At 41.1% G+C, this 17,091-nt stretch carries 12 protein-coding genes and 8 tRNA genes; 15 read left to right on the plus strand and 5 right to left on the minus strand.

Features of this window, described 5'->3' with window-relative positions; genetic code table 11:
- The first annotated feature begins 56 nt into the window (after positions 1-56).
- The 11 genes from ACNS8M_RS03825 to ACNS8M_RS03875 all read left to right on the plus strand — a co-directional run bounded on the left by ACNS8M_RS03825 (position 57) and on the right by ACNS8M_RS03875 (position 2,772).
- A complete protein-coding gene (locus tag ACNS8M_RS03825; protein WP_168417856.1) occupies positions 57-431 on the plus strand; it encodes a YbaN family protein in 375 nt (124 codons plus the stop codon).
- Positions 432-446: 15 nt separating this feature from the next.
- Positions 447-956 (plus strand): cell wall-recycling L,D-carboxypeptidase ElsL, encoded by a 510-nt coding sequence (elsL, locus tag ACNS8M_RS03830; RefSeq protein WP_168417855.1) that lies wholly within the window; start codon positions 447-449, stop codon positions 954-956.
- Between the two features lie 273 nt (positions 957-1,229).
- Positions 1,230-1,305, plus strand: a tRNA-Val gene (locus ACNS8M_RS03835).
- Between the two features lie 26 nt (positions 1,306-1,331).
- Positions 1,332-1,408: transfer RNA gene (locus ACNS8M_RS03840), tRNA-Asp, on the plus strand.
- Between the two features lie 50 nt (positions 1,409-1,458).
- Positions 1,459-1,535 (plus strand) — tRNA-Asp (locus ACNS8M_RS03845).
- A 20-nt stretch (positions 1,536-1,555) separates the two neighbouring features.
- A tRNA-Val gene (locus ACNS8M_RS03850) sits at positions 1,556-1,631 on the plus strand.
- Positions 1,632-1,645: 14 nt separating this feature from the next.
- Positions 1,646-1,722: transfer RNA gene (locus ACNS8M_RS03855), tRNA-Asp, on the plus strand.
- Positions 1,723-1,824: 102 nt separating this feature from the next.
- A tRNA-Val gene (locus ACNS8M_RS03860) sits at positions 1,825-1,900 on the plus strand.
- A gap of 65 nt (positions 1,901-1,965) precedes the next feature.
- Positions 1,966-2,042: transfer RNA gene (locus tag ACNS8M_RS03865), tRNA-Asp, on the plus strand.
- A gap of 98 nt (positions 2,043-2,140) precedes the next feature.
- A tRNA-Val gene (locus ACNS8M_RS03870) sits at positions 2,141-2,216 on the plus strand.
- Positions 2,217-2,310: 94 nt separating this feature from the next.
- The gene (locus ACNS8M_RS03875) at positions 2,311-2,772 is read left to right on the plus strand and encodes a DUF2750 domain-containing protein (RefSeq protein ID WP_168417854.1); all 462 of its coding nucleotides are present in this window, start codon (positions 2,311-2,313) and stop codon (positions 2,770-2,772) included.
- Positions 2,773-2,793: 21 nt separating this feature from the next.
- On the opposite strand, the gene ACNS8M_RS03880 is transcribed toward ACNS8M_RS03875, so the two are convergent.
- From ACNS8M_RS03880 to yccS, 4 genes are all read right to left on the minus strand, one after another.
- Positions 2,794-3,612 (minus strand): YdcF family protein, encoded by an 819-nt coding sequence (locus tag ACNS8M_RS03880; RefSeq protein WP_419225162.1) that lies wholly within the window; start codon positions 3,610-3,612, stop codon positions 2,794-2,796.
- 129 nt (positions 3,613-3,741) lie between these two features.
- Positions 3,742-6,351 carry a PepSY domain-containing protein gene (locus tag ACNS8M_RS03885; protein ID WP_419225163.1) on the minus strand — a complete coding sequence of 870 codons (2,610 nt, stop codon included), beginning with the start codon at positions 6,349-6,351 and terminating at the stop codon, positions 3,742-3,744.
- 157 nt (positions 6,352-6,508) lie between these two features.
- A complete protein-coding gene (locus ACNS8M_RS03890) occupies positions 6,509-7,069 on the minus strand; it encodes a YcxB family protein (protein ID WP_168417851.1) in 561 nt (186 codons plus the stop codon).
- A 146-nt stretch (positions 7,070-7,215) separates the two neighbouring features.
- Positions 7,216-9,390 carry a YccS family putative transporter gene (yccS, locus tag ACNS8M_RS03895; RefSeq protein ID WP_419225164.1) on the minus strand — a complete coding sequence of 725 codons (2,175 nt, stop codon included), beginning with the start codon at positions 9,388-9,390 and terminating at the stop codon, positions 7,216-7,218.
- A gap of 144 nt (positions 9,391-9,534) precedes the next feature.
- On the opposite strand from yccS, the gene ACNS8M_RS03900 reads away from it, so the two are divergent.
- The 3 genes from ACNS8M_RS03900 to gltS all read left to right on the plus strand — a co-directional run bounded on the left by ACNS8M_RS03900 (position 9,535) and on the right by gltS (position 14,347).
- Positions 9,535-10,767: a multidrug effflux MFS transporter gene (locus ACNS8M_RS03900; protein ID WP_419225165.1), complete on the plus strand. Its 1,233-nt coding sequence runs from the start codon at positions 9,535-9,537 to the stop codon at positions 10,765-10,767.
- 413 nt (positions 10,768-11,180) lie between these two features.
- Positions 11,181-12,491 (plus strand): DcaP family trimeric outer membrane transporter, encoded by a 1,311-nt coding sequence (locus ACNS8M_RS03905; protein ID WP_419225166.1) that lies wholly within the window; start codon positions 11,181-11,183, stop codon positions 12,489-12,491.
- Between the two features lie 614 nt (positions 12,492-13,105).
- Positions 13,106-14,347, plus strand: coding sequence for a sodium/glutamate symporter (gltS, locus tag ACNS8M_RS03910; protein WP_419225167.1), 1,242 nt, complete (start codon positions 13,106-13,108; stop codon positions 14,345-14,347).
- A 144-nt stretch (positions 14,348-14,491) separates the two neighbouring features.
- Here gltS and chrA read toward each other — a convergent pair whose 3' ends face one another.
- The gene (chrA, locus tag ACNS8M_RS03915; RefSeq protein ID WP_419225168.1) at positions 14,492-15,706 is read right to left on the minus strand and encodes a chromate efflux transporter; all 1,215 of its coding nucleotides are present in this window, start codon (positions 15,704-15,706) and stop codon (positions 14,492-14,494) included.
- A gap of 248 nt (positions 15,707-15,954) precedes the next feature.
- Here chrA and ACNS8M_RS03920 point away from each other — a divergent pair, with 248 nt between their 5' ends.
- Positions 15,955-16,962, plus strand: a complete 1,008-nt coding sequence (locus tag ACNS8M_RS03920; RefSeq protein ID WP_419225169.1) for a patatin-like phospholipase family protein — start codon at positions 15,955-15,957, stop codon at positions 16,960-16,962.
- Positions 16,963-17,091 lie beyond the last annotated feature (129 nt).

Raw genomic sequence — 17,091 nt, forward strand, 5'->3', positions numbered from 1 at the left:
CACGGAAAATGAAAAAACGCTTTATACTACCGCAATTCGTAGTTTGGGACAGTGGTATGCAAAGCTTGTTTTGGCGAAGTTTGGTGGTGATCTTTGTCATCCTTGGCTTTATTGGTGCATTGCTGCCAGGCATGCCCACCACAGTTTTCCTGATACTTGCAGCATGGGCCGCTTCACGCGGGTGGCCACAGATGGATGACTGGTTACTGAATCATCCTAAATATGGCAGTACCTTAAGAGACTGGCGCGCTAATGGGACAGTGCCACGTAAAGCCAAATGGTTTGCAACTACTATGATGAGTATTAGTGCGATCATTATGTTGTTTACCACAGCACCGGTTGCAGTCAAAATTTTTACCAATACCACCATGTTTGTAGTTGGCGTTTGGTTGTGGTTGCGTCCTGAACCTGAGCCACCATTTAAAGAATAATAATAGGATGAAGCAATGTCATATTCATACGCCCAAGCTGATATTTTGATTGATTTGGCAGAGCAAACTTTATATTTGCCTAAGCATCGTAAATTTTATGTTATTTCCAGCGGTGTTAATGGCATCGGTGAAGCTGAAAATAGTGGTAAGACCCCACGAGGATGGCACGAAGTCGCCTTGAAGTTTGGGGAAAATGAACCAGAAAATGCAGTTTTTATTGCCCGTCAGCCAACAGGTGAAATTTACAATTTAGATTTAGCAGAGCAATTTCCTGAGCGAGACTGGATTTTAACCCGTATTTTATGGCTTAGCGGTTTAGAGCAAGGATTTAATCAGGGCGAGGGCTGCGATACTTTTCAACGTTATATCTATTTACATGGCACGCCAGATACAGAGCCGATGGGCATTCCTGCTTCACATGGCTGTATTCGTATGCGTAATCAAGATATTTTGGAATTATTTGACTTAATTCCTGAAAAAGCATTGGTTTATATTTCTGAACAGAAACTTGATTTGAATGGTTGATCTGCAAGTTTTGCATGAAAAGGGTAGTTATAGTGAACTATAAAACTCTAGCCAAATGCGTAAATCAATGTGTAGGCTAAGCAAGTGCTAACAAGTTGAAAAGCCCATTAATTTTGCTTGAAAACTAAAATAACTTACAGAATTTGTTTGTTTTTATAGCGGATCACCTATTTTTTAATCACTCAGTCACAAAAAACTGAAAACAAGCCGAAAAGCGTTTGACAGTCGGTAAAGATTCTCTATAATGCACCTCACAAACGATGAAGACGTTAAGGGCGCTTAGCTCAGTTGGTAGAGCGTCTGCCTTACAAGCAGAATGTCGGCGGTTCGATCCCGTCAGCGCCCACCAAGCCTTTTCGTTATAGATTCTTACGTGCAGCGGTAGTTCAGTTGGTTAGAATACCGGCCTGTCACGCCGGGGGTCGCGGGTTCGAGCCCCGTCCGCTGCGCCACTTAAGATTCTTAACCATTGTTTGTACCACAATAGTGACTTTGTGTAAGTGCAGCGGTAGTTCAGTTGGTTAGAATACCGGCCTGTCACGCCGGGGGTCGCGGGTTCGAGCCCCGTCCGCTGCGCCATTTACATAAATTGCTTTTGAGGGCGCTTAGCTCAGTTGGTAGAGCGTCTGCCTTACAAGCAGAATGTCGGCGGTTCGATCCCGTCAGCGCCCACCAGATTCTTTTGCGATGCAGCGGTAGTTCAGTTGGTTAGAATACCGGCCTGTCACGCCGGGGGTCGCGGGTTCGAGCCCCGTCCGCTGCGCCATTCTAAAGAATAGGTTTAAGTTGCCTGATAGACTTAAACTAGCATCATGCAAAATTTGACAGTTTTGCAAAATCAGCACAGAATACTGTTCTGATCTTATCAGGGCGCTTAGCTCAGTTGGTAGAGCGTCTGCCTTACAAGCAGAATGTCGGCGGTTCGATCCCGTCAGCGCCCACCATATTCAAGTAAATATGTTCTGACATAAATACTTAAAGACCTTAATTGCTTAACGCAATTACCGTTGCAGCGGTAGTTCAGTTGGTTAGAATACCGGCCTGTCACGCCGGGGGTCGCGGGTTCGAGCCCCGTCCGCTGCGCCATTTTTCACGCCCTGAAGTGAAAAGTGAGATCAAATACCAAGACTATTCACTTTGTTGGTCTTGCGTCGTAAAAATAACAGCGTTATTTTTATCTCTCAGGGCGCTTAGCTCAGTTGGTAGAGCGTCTGCCTTACAAGCAGAATGTCGGCGGTTCGATCCCGTCAGCGCCCACCATATCTTCTTCTCCTTCTTTATCTTATATTTCTTGCGTATTGCTATAAATTCGCCTAGAATTTTTTATCTATAATAATATTAATATCCGTGACTTATGCGAAATCCTTATCAACGTAAAGCGGCGTCTAAGCAAGTAACGCAAACTTATAACGCGCAAGATATTTATAAGCAATTTATTGAGACGATGGTGTCTCAGGGGCATGTGTTTGCTTTATATGAAGATGGCTGGGCATTGTGTGCAACACCTACAGGCCAGCGTGCTTTTGCAATTTGGCAAAATAAAAGTCTGGCCAAATTGCTGATAAAAGACAATTGGGCAAACTACCAAGTACAAGAAATTTCACTGAAAGACTTTATTGAAAAAGTGATTCCTTTTTTACGTCAAGAAAGCACCAATATTTCTATGAATTTAAGTCCAGAAGGGCAGAATGTATTGGTTGCCCCTGAAAAATTATTATTGGATTTGAAAAATTATTTGTATCAGGTTTATATGCAAAAACCTGAATTTTTTAAAGATATGCAAATTCCATTGCCACGTTCGATTCGTATCAATTAAGCAAGCTGTATTGCTTGAATTTTAATACTCATTGAGCAACCAACCACTGATATATGCAAAATACTCGCGTAACCATGCGTTATAGCGCGTATAGAGTGGTGTAGGTGCACTGAGCATGCTGAATTGCGTATACCCCTGCCGTTTGGCAATTGCAGCTGCACGTAGGGTATGAAAATCACTGGTGACTACTATAATCGGTTGAGTTTTATCTGTACCTAAGCGGTGGAGTAGTGGTTGGCTATTCTGTAAATTCAGCGCTGTACTGGTACTTTTCGTTTCTAAAATAATTCTGGATGCGGCAATGGCATAATGCTGTTGCAAATAATTTGACATGACCTGCGCTTCGGTCAGTTGTTCTGCAAAGGCAGGCCCTCCACTCACAATCAAATAACTTTGTGGATGTTGTAGTGCGTAAGTTGCTGCAGTGTCTAGCCGTTTGGCTAATGTTGGTGAGGGAAGTCCGTTTTCAATCCCGCTACCCAATACAATAACCACTTTGGCATTGGGTTGAGTGGATGTTTGAGACTGTGTGCCCAAATGAATATAAGCAAAAAAATAGAATAAACTGATGCACCACAGCCAGAATAGGCTCCACACTAATCTCCAGTATATTTTTAGTTTTGAGTGCTGTGTGAGCTTGCGTTGAATCCAACTGTAAAATAAGGCATAACCCAATAAAATTATACCAATGACCACGGGCAGTACTGTGCCAAAATGAATTTTCTTTAAACTGATTAAATACAGACCATCGAATACTAAAATCAGCGCAACCATGCTACTCAGCACACGTTTAAACCAATTCAGTTGAGTGTGGGGTTGGCTTGATAGAGCAGGTGGCATAAGCTTCAATTCAATATTCTGGTGCAAATCAGTATATCTAAATCTTATTCCAATTGGTCACTCAGCCAAATCATGTTTGGCTGAGTATTTTTGATCTCAGTGGAATGACATCAAAGTTATCATACCGAATTAATATACATCGCGACGATAGCGGCCTTGCTCACGTAATTGCTCGAGTTGATCATCGCCTAAAATATCTTGTAAGGCGTGATCGACATCACTGGCCATGCCCTGAATACTGCCACATACATAAATTACAGCACCGTTTGCAATCCACTGTTTTAGTTCAGCAGCGTGTTCACGTAATTTGTGATGTACATAAATTTTTTCATCTTGATCACGCGAGAAGGCTAAATCAAGTCGTTGCAACATGCCTGTATTAACCCAAGCTTCAATGGTACGTTGATAGAAGAAATCATGTGCTTGTTGGCGCTCACCAAAAATTAACCAGTTTTGGCTGTAATTAAGACGCGTGCGGGCGTGTAATAGGCTCATTAAACCAGCGAGTCCAGTGCCGTTACCAATACAAATAATCGGGCGATTATCTGCAATTAAATGAAAGCTAGGATTATTACGAATGCGAAGGGCAATGTTTTGTCCCAATTCTGCATGTTGAGTCAGCCACCCCGAGCCTAAGCCAAGTTTTCCTTGCGCATCAGCTTGTTGGCGTACCACCAAGCGCAAAACTTGTTGAGTTGGGATGCTGGCAATTGAATATTCACGGCTTGGTAGTACAGGCAGTTGTACCAATAAATCTTCAAGGCTTTGAAACGGCTGAATGTGAACAGTTAAGTCTTTATCCCAAAGCCATTGTTGCAGCGTTTGCTGCTGTTTCGGCACAAGTGTTTGTGCATCTAGTTGATGTTGCGCTAAAAAGGATTGAATACGTGCCGTGCTATTGCCGGGTTGAATTTCGGCAATATCACCTGCAGCCCAATGCGCTTCGTGCTGCGGTACAAGTTCAATATTAAATGCAGGTGCACCTAAACTATCTGGATTGAGTAAATCACGTTGTTGCAAACGCCATGTATCAAAGGTTTTATCAATTTGCATACTTTGCAATTCAAGCTGTGTCACCTGTGCTAACGCTTGATTCCAGCGTTGTACATCGGCAGGATTGGCATTGTCTACTTCAATAGTGTCAAACAAAGCGTGAGCCTGATTGCGTTGCAGCCATGCAGCAAGACGATGTCCAAAATCGCAATAACTGTCAGGATATTCTTTAGAGCCTAGAGCTAAAACGGCATAACGTAAATGAGCGAGGTCTAAGCTTTGTGACATGATTTTTTTCACAAAGTTAGAGGCTAAATCGGGAGCATCTCCTGTGCCGTAGGTGCTGGCAACAAACAAAATTTGGGTATTGTCTTTGAGGTCAGATGGCAGCAATTCTTGAATAGCTTTGACAGTGACAGGTTGATGCGCTTCTTGCAAACTTGTTGCTGTGCGCCATGCCAGTTGCTCCGCTACACCTGTTTGCGTGGCATAAACAATTAACCATTGCTCAGCATTTGGGTCAATGCTGAATTGCTGCTGCGATTGACGTGCTGCTACAGTTAAGCGTTTTTGTTTACGACGTTTCAGATATAGCATCCAGCCTGTAATGAAGAATAATGGCATCATTAATGAAGCCAGCATGACCATAAACTGATAAATCGGGCCAAAGAAACTACCACGATGCACAGGCAACATGCTGCTCATGATTTTTTCATTGAGTTTCTTGTCTGCATAGAGCTGTAATGCAGTGATCTCGGTATTTTGATAATTAAAGGTAGCCGTGTTGCGTGCACGTTCATGCTGAGGAATGGCATCCACAAAATTGATGTCAATTTCCGCATTGGCTTGTTTGGGCACATTGAAGGTAATGTTGGAATAATCACGTCCTAATTGTTGCGGGAAGTGATGCCACGCCTGATTTAAGGCAAGTTGGATTTGAGCAGCATCTATATTATTTTTCGTTTTTTTGTTTTCTGATGGTTTCTGCTCTGCAGAAGGAGCGCTCGATGCTGCATTAAGCTGAGTTGGATTAGTGGCATTCGCGCGAGGCTGAGCTTGTTGCTGAGGCTGTGGTCGTTCCACTCCAAGTACTTTGTACATGCCACCACGCCACCAATCATAAGACCAAAACAGTCCGGTACAGGCTAAAATCAGATAAAAAATGATGACCCATGTGCCTACAACAGCATGTAAGTCCCAAATAAAATTGCGCCCTTTAAGTTGGGGTTTAATTGCGAACCATTGTTTGAATGAATGACGTTTTGGCCAGCGTAAATAAATGCCACTTAACACAAAGAAAATCAGAATAAGCGTACATGCGCCTGTGATTTGTTTACCGACTGGCCCAACGGTTAAATTGCGGTGTAATTGCTGAATAAACTGAAAAAATTCGCGTCCTTTAACTTTTGGAAGTTCTTCTGCCGAATAGGGATTGATGAGAATATTTTGCCCGCGTTTTGAACCTTCTTTAGCAATATTAATGCTTGAGGAGGCCGCAGGGTCTTTGGCAATGCTAATGCTATTGATTTTATAATCGGGTTGTACTTGCTGAAAATGCGTATAGATTTCAGCAGGTGTCAATTTGGTTGTTTGCTCAACTTGTACCTGATAACTTTCAGGATTCATCCATTTTAGAATTTCTTGTTCATAAGAATAAATTGCACCTGTCACGCCCATGAGTGACAAAATAAGCCCAGCGGTAATACCAAGGAACCAGTGAATTTGGAAGAATGTTTTTTTCAACATAAGGCGTGGGCGTTGAGAATGAATTGTGATGAAGAATAATACAGGTGTAATACGTATTGCAAATAATATTTATTCTCATTATCGTTTATTGTTTTAATTTTAATCAAAAAAAACCTCCATCACGAGGGACAGAGGTTTGCTGTTGAGTAGGGGATATTTAGATTTGCTTTGCTTCGCCAGCAGATTCAGTTAAGTGCTTACGAATGGTATTAAAGGAGAAGTTTCGGCTATCCATACGCTTTGGTAAAATATAAGCACCTTGCTGACCTTTTACTTTAAAGTTCATTAAAATAAATTCAGGGGTGTTGTACCATTCGTACACATCTTTCCAGCCAATCGCACCTACACCTTCTTGAGCACCCATTTGCTGACGCATGACGATGCCATGCGGTTGTACGCCTAAACGAATGCCTTTAATTTCTTGTACAGGAAATTCATTCATTTTACGTTTGACGTACCATTCCAAGCCGTATTTGCGTACTAACAAGTAAAGCACCACACAGACAATGGCTACCCAACAGAAAATAGTAGAATAATTTTTTAACAGCAGAATGCCTAAAACAGAAAGGGCAACAATGACACCCATAATGATCCATGCTTTCATGCCAATTTTATTGGTGCTGCGCCAAATGACCAATTGCGCATGACGCTGTTCTTCTTCAGAAACTTCATAGGTCACAGGCTGTAAGGTATAGGCGTATAAATTTTTCGCGGTCATAGTGAAACTAACAAATTTAAAACTGCAAAAAGTTTAGCATTAATTACAGCAATTCAGTGAGTATATTGTCGCAAAATCATGCTAAGGTCGGTGAATAATCATTTATGCGGCAAAAGTTATGTCGCACACTCTACTTGCAACAAGCTTTACAAAGAGGCTAGCTCTGTTGCGTCCTGATCGTGTTCATGGCTCAAACTTTGTTTTAAGCGGCTCATTTGCTGCAAAATACTCATCATCAAGGATAATTGCTGCAAAATAATCAAGGATTTTTGATCTTCTTCCTTGTTTTGGCTTAAACGCTGCCGAATAGTTTGTATCATGTTATGCGCACTTAAATCTGGCATTTCATCGTTGAGTAATGCACCCCGAATATTATCAAGTGTTTGGTCGAGCAATTGCAGGACTTCCGGATCTTCAACTTTGTCACGATGTGCCCCTAGGGCAGCAATATAGCTGATAAAGGTATGATTCAGACACAAAAACTCAAAGGCTTGCGCTTTTTGTGTGGGGTCAAAGTCAGGCTCGGTGGCTAAGGTGGAAATAAGTGATGCAACTTCGGCATCGGTGTTGTGCGCTGCACGACGCACCACACGATAATTTAACCCGTTGTTACGTCCATGTTTGTATTGTTCAATGACTTCTGCCAAATAGTCACATTGAGCTGTCAGTGAGCGACGAATGGTACGGGGCAGGCGGCGGAATTTCCAGTCAGGGAAAATAAAGCTCACGCCAAACCATGCCAATGCACAGCCAATTAAAGTATCTAGCATACGTGGAATGGCGGCAGCATAACCCAAACCTTCCAAGTTAAAATTCATGAGTGCCAAAATGGTCATAAAGGCTGTGGCTTGTGCATATTGTTTACTGCGTAGTTCAAAGAACAGCATGCCGCTAATGATCAGAATCAATAATTGACCTTCTACAGAAGGCACAAAATATAAAATCGCATAGCCGACCACAATGCCTGCCAATGTTCCAATAATACGCAAACGTAAACGCCGTTTAGTGGTGTTAAAGTTTGGCTGCATCACGAATAGAGCAGTCAGTAAAATCCAATAGCCATATTCAATATTGGTCACTTGCACAAATACATAGCCAATTAATAAGACAATGGATAAACGAATAGCATGACGAAACAGCACCGATTCGGGCGTTAAATGCTGTTTGATTCGGATGACAATATCATCCCAGTTTTTCAAATCATCATCTTTGAGTTGCTGTTCGATATATTTGGCTTTATCCAGTTTGATATTACGTTCGGTTTCAAGGTTACGTAACTGTGCATCAATTGATTTTAGGTTCTGATATAAGGCAAACAGAGCATTGATCCAGACTTGATCGTATTGCTGTTCGCTACGCAGTTTTTCCAAAGACTGTTTTAGGTTTTCAAAAGCATGTTTAAAGCGTTTGTTATGCAGATATGGCTGACGATGCAAAATACTTTCGCTTAAGTCTTTACAGGCTTTGCCTTGAATAGACAAAATGCGCTGAAAACGGAACAGAATGTCGCTGTGCTGAAAGATTTTAGCCAGTTTTTGATAGTCAATATGCGCAGAGTCGGCACGTTCGTGAATATCCTGTGCAACAAAATAATATTGCAAACTGCGACGGGTGTCTTTTTGCCCGCGGTCTCCCTTTAAGCGGGTTAGCAATGCGGTTTTTAGATCGTTAAAAATTCCAATTAATTTACCATTTTCGAGCGATAGGTCGATGATGCTTTGCTGATAACTCGCTGCTGTCATATCGACATCAAATAAATTGGATTTGGCAAATAAAAAGTCGCCTAAAGATGCATAGCTATGCGACAGTTTGTCTTGTACTGCACGCACAGGGAACAGTAAAAAGCTAATGGTTGAAATTAAACCATACCAAATAGCACCTGCAACCAAGAGCAGTGGTTGCATATACCATTCTTCAAATAAATCTACCCCAAGCATGGAATAGACCGACACCACTAAACAGCCATAAGAAATAGTGGCGTAGCGTCGACCGAGTGAACCCAGCAGAATTAAAACAATGCAGGAAAGAATTAAACCTGTGGCAAATAAAACCGGATGTGGAAATAAAAACTGAATAGAGGTGGCGGTAATAAAAAAGCCGATATAGGTATATAGCTGATTGACAATCCGCACTGAAAAGCGGTCATCAATATCACTTAAGCCTGCTGCCACAACACCTAGTGTGAGTGGAATTGTGGCCAGTTGCATGCCCATAAAATAGGGGACAAATGCCGTTCCCGCAAATGCAATGAGCATGCGGATGTTATACATAAACGTGGTGTTATAAGTCGCTTGTTTCAGCCGTGTCAGCCAAGATTTCAACTGTATTCCTTTAAGCAAATGCTCTGTTTAGACTGAGGTTTTATGGGAGTCAGGTAAATTATGTGAAAATTCATCTTTGATGCCAACAAATCATACTATGGAGCGTGTAAGCTTGTCTGCAAGTATGCCATTTCATCATAAAATATGACCATAGCAAAAACGATACCAAGTTCTAACGGTACGCCACAACCATCTTCACAGCAATATTCAACAGCGTGGATCTTGTTGCTGGCGTTATTGACCTCGCTTGGGCCATTATCGATTGATATGTATTTGCCCGCTTTGCCTGTCATGGCAAATGCGTTTGGTGTACCTACCCAAATGGTAGCCAATAGTTTGCCTGCCTATTTTTTAGGTTTGGCATTGGGGCAATTAATTTATGGCCCACTCAGTGACCGTATAGGACGTAAACCCCCATTGTATTTTGGCTTGGCGTTGTTTTCTGTTGCCAGTGTATTGTGCGTTTTTGCTCAAAATGAATGGAATTTAATTGCGGCACGTATTTTACAGGCACTTGGCGGTTGTGTAGGCGTGGTGATCGCCCGTGCTGCAATTCGTGATCGTTTGGATTTACAAACTTCAGCACAGGCTTTTTCAAGCATGATGATTGTGATGACCATTGCCCCGATTATTGCGCCAACTTTAGGGGCGTGGGTTTTGCAATGGATGAATTGGCAAGCCATTTTTGCGGTGCTGGCCTGTGTGGGCATGATTTGTTTGATATGCGTGCATTTCTTTTTTCAGGAAACTTTAGCTAAGCAACAGCGTTTAAACCTGAATTTTCAGCAGGTGCTGACTTTGTATGGTTCTATTCTAAAAGATTCAAATTTCCGCATGCCGATGTTGGCAGGCTGCTTAACCGGTGGAGCTTTATTTTGTTATATCAGCGGTTCGAGTGCAGTCATGATGGATCAATACGGACTGAGCGAAACGGCATTTGCCTACCTATTTGGTGCAAATGCCGTTGGCATTATGCTGTTTTCGACCATCAATAAAAAAATCAGTGGGAAATTGGGCGTTTTACAACGCTTAAAACTGGGCAGCACTATTCAAGTAACAGGCGCATTATTATTGGTGATTACGGGGTGTTTGCCACAAGCCAATTTAACATGGGTTATGCTTGGGCTATTTTTAGCAGTATCGGGTATTGGTTTTACAGGCCCGAATGCGATGGCACTGGCTATGGCGGGTCAAGGTGCACGAGCAGGAACAGCCAGTGCGGTAATGGGCAGTGTGCAATTCTTTTGTGGTCTGATCGGTGGTGTATTACTGAATTTTATGTTGTGGAGTGCCTTGCTGAATATGGCGCTGCTGATGCTGCTGTTTATAGGAGCAGGTCTGTTAGCCACGTTTAAAATTAAGCCCGACCTAGATTAAGAATTGAACAAAAAATTATATTTTTTGTTCTGTAACGCTGATTTTTAAGCTGGAATATTACACTTTTAACTACACCTAAATATATACAATAGTCTAATGAATGATCAAATAGTTGAATAATCAACCTATTCAACCAATTGAAAAATATATTTATTTTGTTTTTTGATCTGAAATTTTGATCGTTTATTTATATTTGTGCGGGAAAACTGATTTTAATAAAGACAATAACTTGATAGATTGATGGCTGTAATATATGACACAAATTGTAATATTTTTAATATTGATGTGTCTTTGTCTATTGGGGCAAAAGTGTGGTGATTTTTAAGCCATTTTTATAATTCGATGTGAAATCGATAGATGACTCAAAAAATCATCATGCACGGATGCAGCGTTGTTTTATTTTGGAGAAATGAATGAGTCAATTATTCAACGGTCAGTTTATGATCAAAGGTTTGGCGATTGCCGTTACAACATTAATGGTGGGTACTGCTCACGCAGCAAAAACTGAGCAACAACAAATTCAAGAACTTCGTCAAGAAGTTGAAGCGTTGAAATCGTTAATTCAGCAACAACAGCAAGTACAACAACAGCAGCAAACTCAAATTGCCCAAGTACAACAGGCGAAACCTGCTGCACCTGCAAGTGCATTAAGCAGTTTAAAGTCTAAATCTGGTGCAGATATTTCTATTTATGGTTCGATCCGTGGTGATGCAAACTATATTATTAAAGGTGCGGATAATGACTTTAACTCAGCACATACAAGTAAAGAAGAAGCAAGTGACAAATTACGTGCTACCGCAAAAGTCACCCGCTTAGGTTTAGACTTTAATACACCTGTTGGTGATAACAAAGTGGGCGGTAAAGTTGAAGTTGATTTTGCAAGTTCGGACAATTCTAAGTCAGAAAACTTACGTATTCGCCACGCTTATTTGACTTTAAACAACTGGTTATTCGGTCAAACCACATCGAACTTCTTGTCAAATCATGCACCAGAAATGATTGACTTTGCGACAAATATTGGTGGTGGTACAACACGTATACCGCAAGTTCGTTACAACTACAAATTAGCACCTGCAACTGAATTATTTGTTTCTGCTGAAGAAGGGAATAGTTCTTCACAAATATATGATACTAAAGAGAAGAAAAATGTTAGCTCTGACGTAACTTACCGAGCTCCTGTATTGACTGCTAAAGTAGTTCAAGGCTTTGCAGAAGGTAAAGGAACAGCTTCTGCACGTGCATTGGTTGAACATTACAAATCAGAAGCAGTAAATGATGATAAAACTGGTTGGGGTGCAGCTCTAGGTACGAATTATCAAGTTGCGGAACCTTTAAAAGTATCTGCAGACGTATCTTATGTAAAAGGTAACAGCAACTACTTATATGGTAGTAACTCTGCATTTTACGTAAATACAGTTAATGGTGAAATTGAGCAAAATGAAACGATTGGTGTACAAGTGGGTGCAACCTATAAGTTCTCTCCACAACTACGTTCAACTTTAGCCTACGGTGCTTTATTTGCCGATGATGGTACAGACTATGCGCGTGCAGCAAATAATTCTGGTGCTAATGAGAAAGTACAACAAGCGTGGATTAACTTTATCTATTCACCTGTAAAACCAGTCGATTTAGGTATTGAGTATATCAACGGTGAGCGTGAAACATTTGCTGGCGATAAATTCAGTGACGACCGAGTAGGTTTTATGGCGCGTTATAGCTTCTAAGTCACTCCTTTTAAGCACAATCCAAAACAGAGCTTAATTTTAAGCTCTGTTTTTTTTGTTGAAAATTTATGTTATTCACTCAATAACTTAAATTTTATCCAGTTTAAAGGAATGTTGTAACTTTCTCTTATAGCTGAACACAATCATTAAAATTTTTAGAAAAAACCGCAGAAAATAGCAGCTTTTTGTCAAAAAAAATGCATAATGATCGACCTTTAATCTTGCTGTTTTTTGTCAAGTGGTTGAATATCTTTATCGGAAGGTATTTATCTACCTCAGATATTTGGGAGCTTATATGAGATTACCTCTCAGTGTTAAGCCGATTCAGTTGTTTGCACTCGAAGTCACCCCGAAAGTGAAAATGCTGTCTTTTGTCTTTCTTTTCTTCTGTTCTAGGCAAACGCAGATGATAACGCTTGAGTGAAACCAAAGGATGGGTTGGCTGAGCGAAATGCATACCTCTTAAACTTCGGTCAAATACGATATTGCTTACATACTTTGTATTGCGGCATTTTTTAGTTGATTTAGAGTCATAATGATGCAAATGCTTTGGTTTGCATTGACAGCTCTTCATCATATTAAAAATAATCTGCAATCACTATATGGATATTGCCATGGAATTTACTTTTAATGCGTTTTATACGCTGATTGCTGCGGTCATCGTCCTGCTCTTAGGGCGACTTTTAGTCAATAAAATTGATTTTTTAAAACGCTATAATATTCCTGAACCTGTTGCAGGTGGTTTGGTTGCCGCTATTGTTTCATTGTTGGTGAATCAATTTTGGGGTTATAGCATTACCACCAGTAGCGCATTGCAAACTAGCTTTATGCTTATTTTCTTCGCCTCGATTGGTTTAAGCGCGAACTTCACAAAATTGCGTCAGGGCGGAATCGGTTTAATTATTTTCTTGATTGCAATTTCCACATTTATTGTGCTGCAAAACTTCGTGGGTATTAGCCTTGCAACGTTATTGGGCATTGATCCGTTGATTGGCTTAATTGCAGGTTCAGTTACCTTAACGGGTGGTCATGGTACTGCGGGTGCGTGGGGCGAAATTTTTGAAACCCAGTATGGTATTCAAGGGGCGTTGGCATTAGGTATGGCCAGTGCAACCTTTGGTTTGATCATTGGTGGTTTGATTGGTGGCCCTTTAGCCAAAACCTTAATCAATCGTCATCAATTGGCTGTACCACGTACCGACGAACAAATTGAAAAACGCGATAATACGCCTGCAGATCAAGACTCTAATGAGTTTATTCCATTTGAATATCCGCATCAGGTGCGTTTAATTACAGCAGATAATGCAATTACTACTTTGGGTTTATTTGCAGCGTGTTTGGCATTTGCCGAATTTATGACAGGCGCTGCCAAAGGCACGATGTTTGAATTACCAACTTTCGTTTGGGCATTGGCGGGCGGTGTGGTTCTGCGTAATGTCTTAGAAAGTATTTTTAAAGTTAATATTTTTGACCGTGCGATTGATGTGTTTGGGAATGCATCTTTATCGTTATATTTGGCGATGGCGTTGTTGTCACTCAAACTATGGCAATTGGCCGATTTGGCAGGTCCGTTGATGGTGATTTTAGGTGCGCAAGCACTCACAATGGCGTTATATGCAGCTTTTGTGACCTTCCGTCTTATGGGGAAAAACTACGATGCAGCCGTGTTGGCAGCAGGACACTGTGGTTTTGGGATGGGAGCAACACCAACAGCAGTTGCTAACATGCAAGCCATCACCAATATGTATGGCCCATCTTATAAAGCATTTTTGATTGTGCCGTTATGTGGCGCTTTCTTTGTCGACTTGATTAACGTCGCGGTGATTCAGTCTATTTTGAAATTCTTTGCAGGTTAAGCTGTTCAGATGTAGATAGATTGCAAAATAAAATGCCAGTTCACATGAGCTGGCATTTTTTATGTGGGATGTTGAATGGTGAGTGAGCCTCTATACTCGAACGCTATGTGGTAGGCCCTGATGCAAGTGAGTCTTAAAAATAGCCTAAGCAATAAAACTTAATAACACAGTATAGAGCAGGAAGCTTCCAATCAGACTCAGCCAAACGGGTAATTTTGACTTTAACAGCACAATCACGAGGGCAATAAAAATAAGGTCATAGAGACTCAGTACATAGCGTTGTGCCATTTCCACCACCATGTAGAGCAATAGCCCAACCACCGCGGCATTAATACCTGTAACGGCATGACGAATATAAACTTGCTGCATTAACCAAGACCAATACGGCAAGGTAGCAAAAACCAAAAAGAAAGAAGGCAGGAAAATGGCCAAAGTCGCTAAAACAGCATTGAGCCACATCATGTCCGTCATGGGAACTAAACTGCCCAAATAAGTAGCAAAACTAAATAATGGGCCTGGAACTAATTGTGCCATGGCATAACCCAAATCAAATTGTTCTGCGCTTACTAAACCAGTACTGACAAAATCTTGATGTAACAAGGGTAAAATAACGTGGCCACCACCAAACACCAAAGAGGCTGCTTGATAGAAACTTAAGTTGGCGGCATAAAGCAAATTTGGCGTGAACCAGTTGAGTCCTGTTAATATGATAAACGGTGCAACAAACAGCCCACCCCAAAATATGGCGTATTTACGATGCTGTACAATGTGGCTTGCAGTAAAGCTCGTTTGAGTTGTATCTGTATTTTGAACATTTGTTGGCGTCTGTTTTGCCATCCATATACCCAATACTGCTGCAAGCAAAATCACCAAGACTTGATTCAAACTAAAAGGCACAAAATAAATAAAAACAGCTGCAGCCAGCATTAAGGCGTATTGCCAAATAGTTTTACAAAAACTGCCTAACATTTGCCAAAATGCCCAAGCCACGACGGCTAAAACAATCAGTTGAATCGTGTGGAAACTATCTGAAGAAAGCACTTCTAAATATTGATGTCCGAGTACTGCAACTAAAGCCATGAACACAGCAGAAGGTAAAGTAAAACCAAGCCATGCAAGTACTGCCCCCCAATAGCCTTTTTGTAAATAACCAATCGCTAAACCCACCTGACTACTGGTTGGGCCTGGTAAAAGTTGAGCCAGTGCCACAACTTGGGCATATTGTGCTTCATCTAACCATTTGAGCTGTTGCACAAAGCGTTGATGGAAAAATACCAAGTGTGCTGCAGGCCCCCCAAAAGACAAGCAGCCCAATTGTAGAAAGACCCAAAATAGCGAAGAAGAAGTGAGCGTGTGCATATATGTGTAGACAGATTCAACTTGTGCGCCAATGTAGTGGCTAGACGTGACAGTTTAACGAATTACTACAAGGATCAGTTAAAATAATAGATAGACTATGTGCACTTATATGAGTGATTTGCTGAAGTGCCCATGGCCTGTGCATACTGAAATAGTCACTATGTTTCAAATGTAATGGAAGCATGAGCCTGCTATTTTTAAATTGCAAACAAGTATCGACTGAAAGCTATGGATTCAAGAAGGTCTATATGAAAATTTGGTGTGTATCGCTAACTGCATTATGGATGTTGGGTTGTCAAACTGTCCCACAACAGCCACAAAATTTGACACAAAATCTTGTGGCTACGCAGCCTGCTGTGGCTGAAGCTGAGTCACGCCTGAATCAAATTGACTTTCAGCAACTTAAGCAAAAAAACAAGCAACCTGTGGTGGCTTTGGTATTAGGCAGCGGTGGTGCACGTGGCTATGCACACATTGGAGTAATTGAAGTATTAGAGCAATACGGTATTCAGCCTGATTTTATTGTGGGCAGTAGTGCGGGCAGCATTGTTGGTTCAATTTATGCCAGTGGAAAAAATGCGCAGCAATTACGTGACATTGCCTTAAACATGAAAGCCAATGATGTGCGCGATGTCACTTTCGATTTAAAAGGCTTTTTTGATGGTAAAAAAGTTGAAAACTATGTCAATACACAAGTCGATCAATTACGTTTAGAGCAATTTAAAATACCTATGTATGTAGTGGCGACTGAATTGAAAGAAGGAAAAAAAGTCGTCTTTAATTATGGCAATACGGGGCAGGCAGTACGCGCTTCCGTGTCTATTCCAAGTATGTTTGTCCCTACAAAAATTGCAGAACATGAATATGTAGATGGCGGTTTAGTTAGCCCTGTACCCGTGAAAGTCGCGCGTGAATTAGGTGCAGATATTGTGATTGCCGTGAATATTTTAGCTCAGCCAATCCATACCGAAACCAGTAATGTTTGGGGACTGTTTAACCAGAACATTAATATCATGCAAAAGCATTTGGCCAATGAAGAGTTGAAGCAGGCGGATGTCGTGATTGAGCCTGATTTACGTGAAAAGGCGCATATTTTTGATGTGAAAGGCCGTGAAACGACCATGCAGGCAGGCGCAGATGCGACTACACAACAATTATATAAAATTGATCAGGTTTATCACCGTCATCATTTTAGTCATGGGCATCGGATTGTCGAGTATAACGCCAGTAACACACAGGCTTTCTATGGGCAGTGAATAAAACTGCCTATAAACTTTATATGACTCAAATAAGATGATTTAAAGGGTGAGTCTAATTGAACTTATGTATGAGTGCGAGCGAATAAAAATGATTATTCATGGAAAAATTCACTTTTAATTATTGTA

It is taken from the genome of Acinetobacter sp. A2, assembly GCF_048537555.1.
Lineage (GTDB): Bacteria > Pseudomonadota > Gammaproteobacteria > Pseudomonadales > Moraxellaceae > Acinetobacter.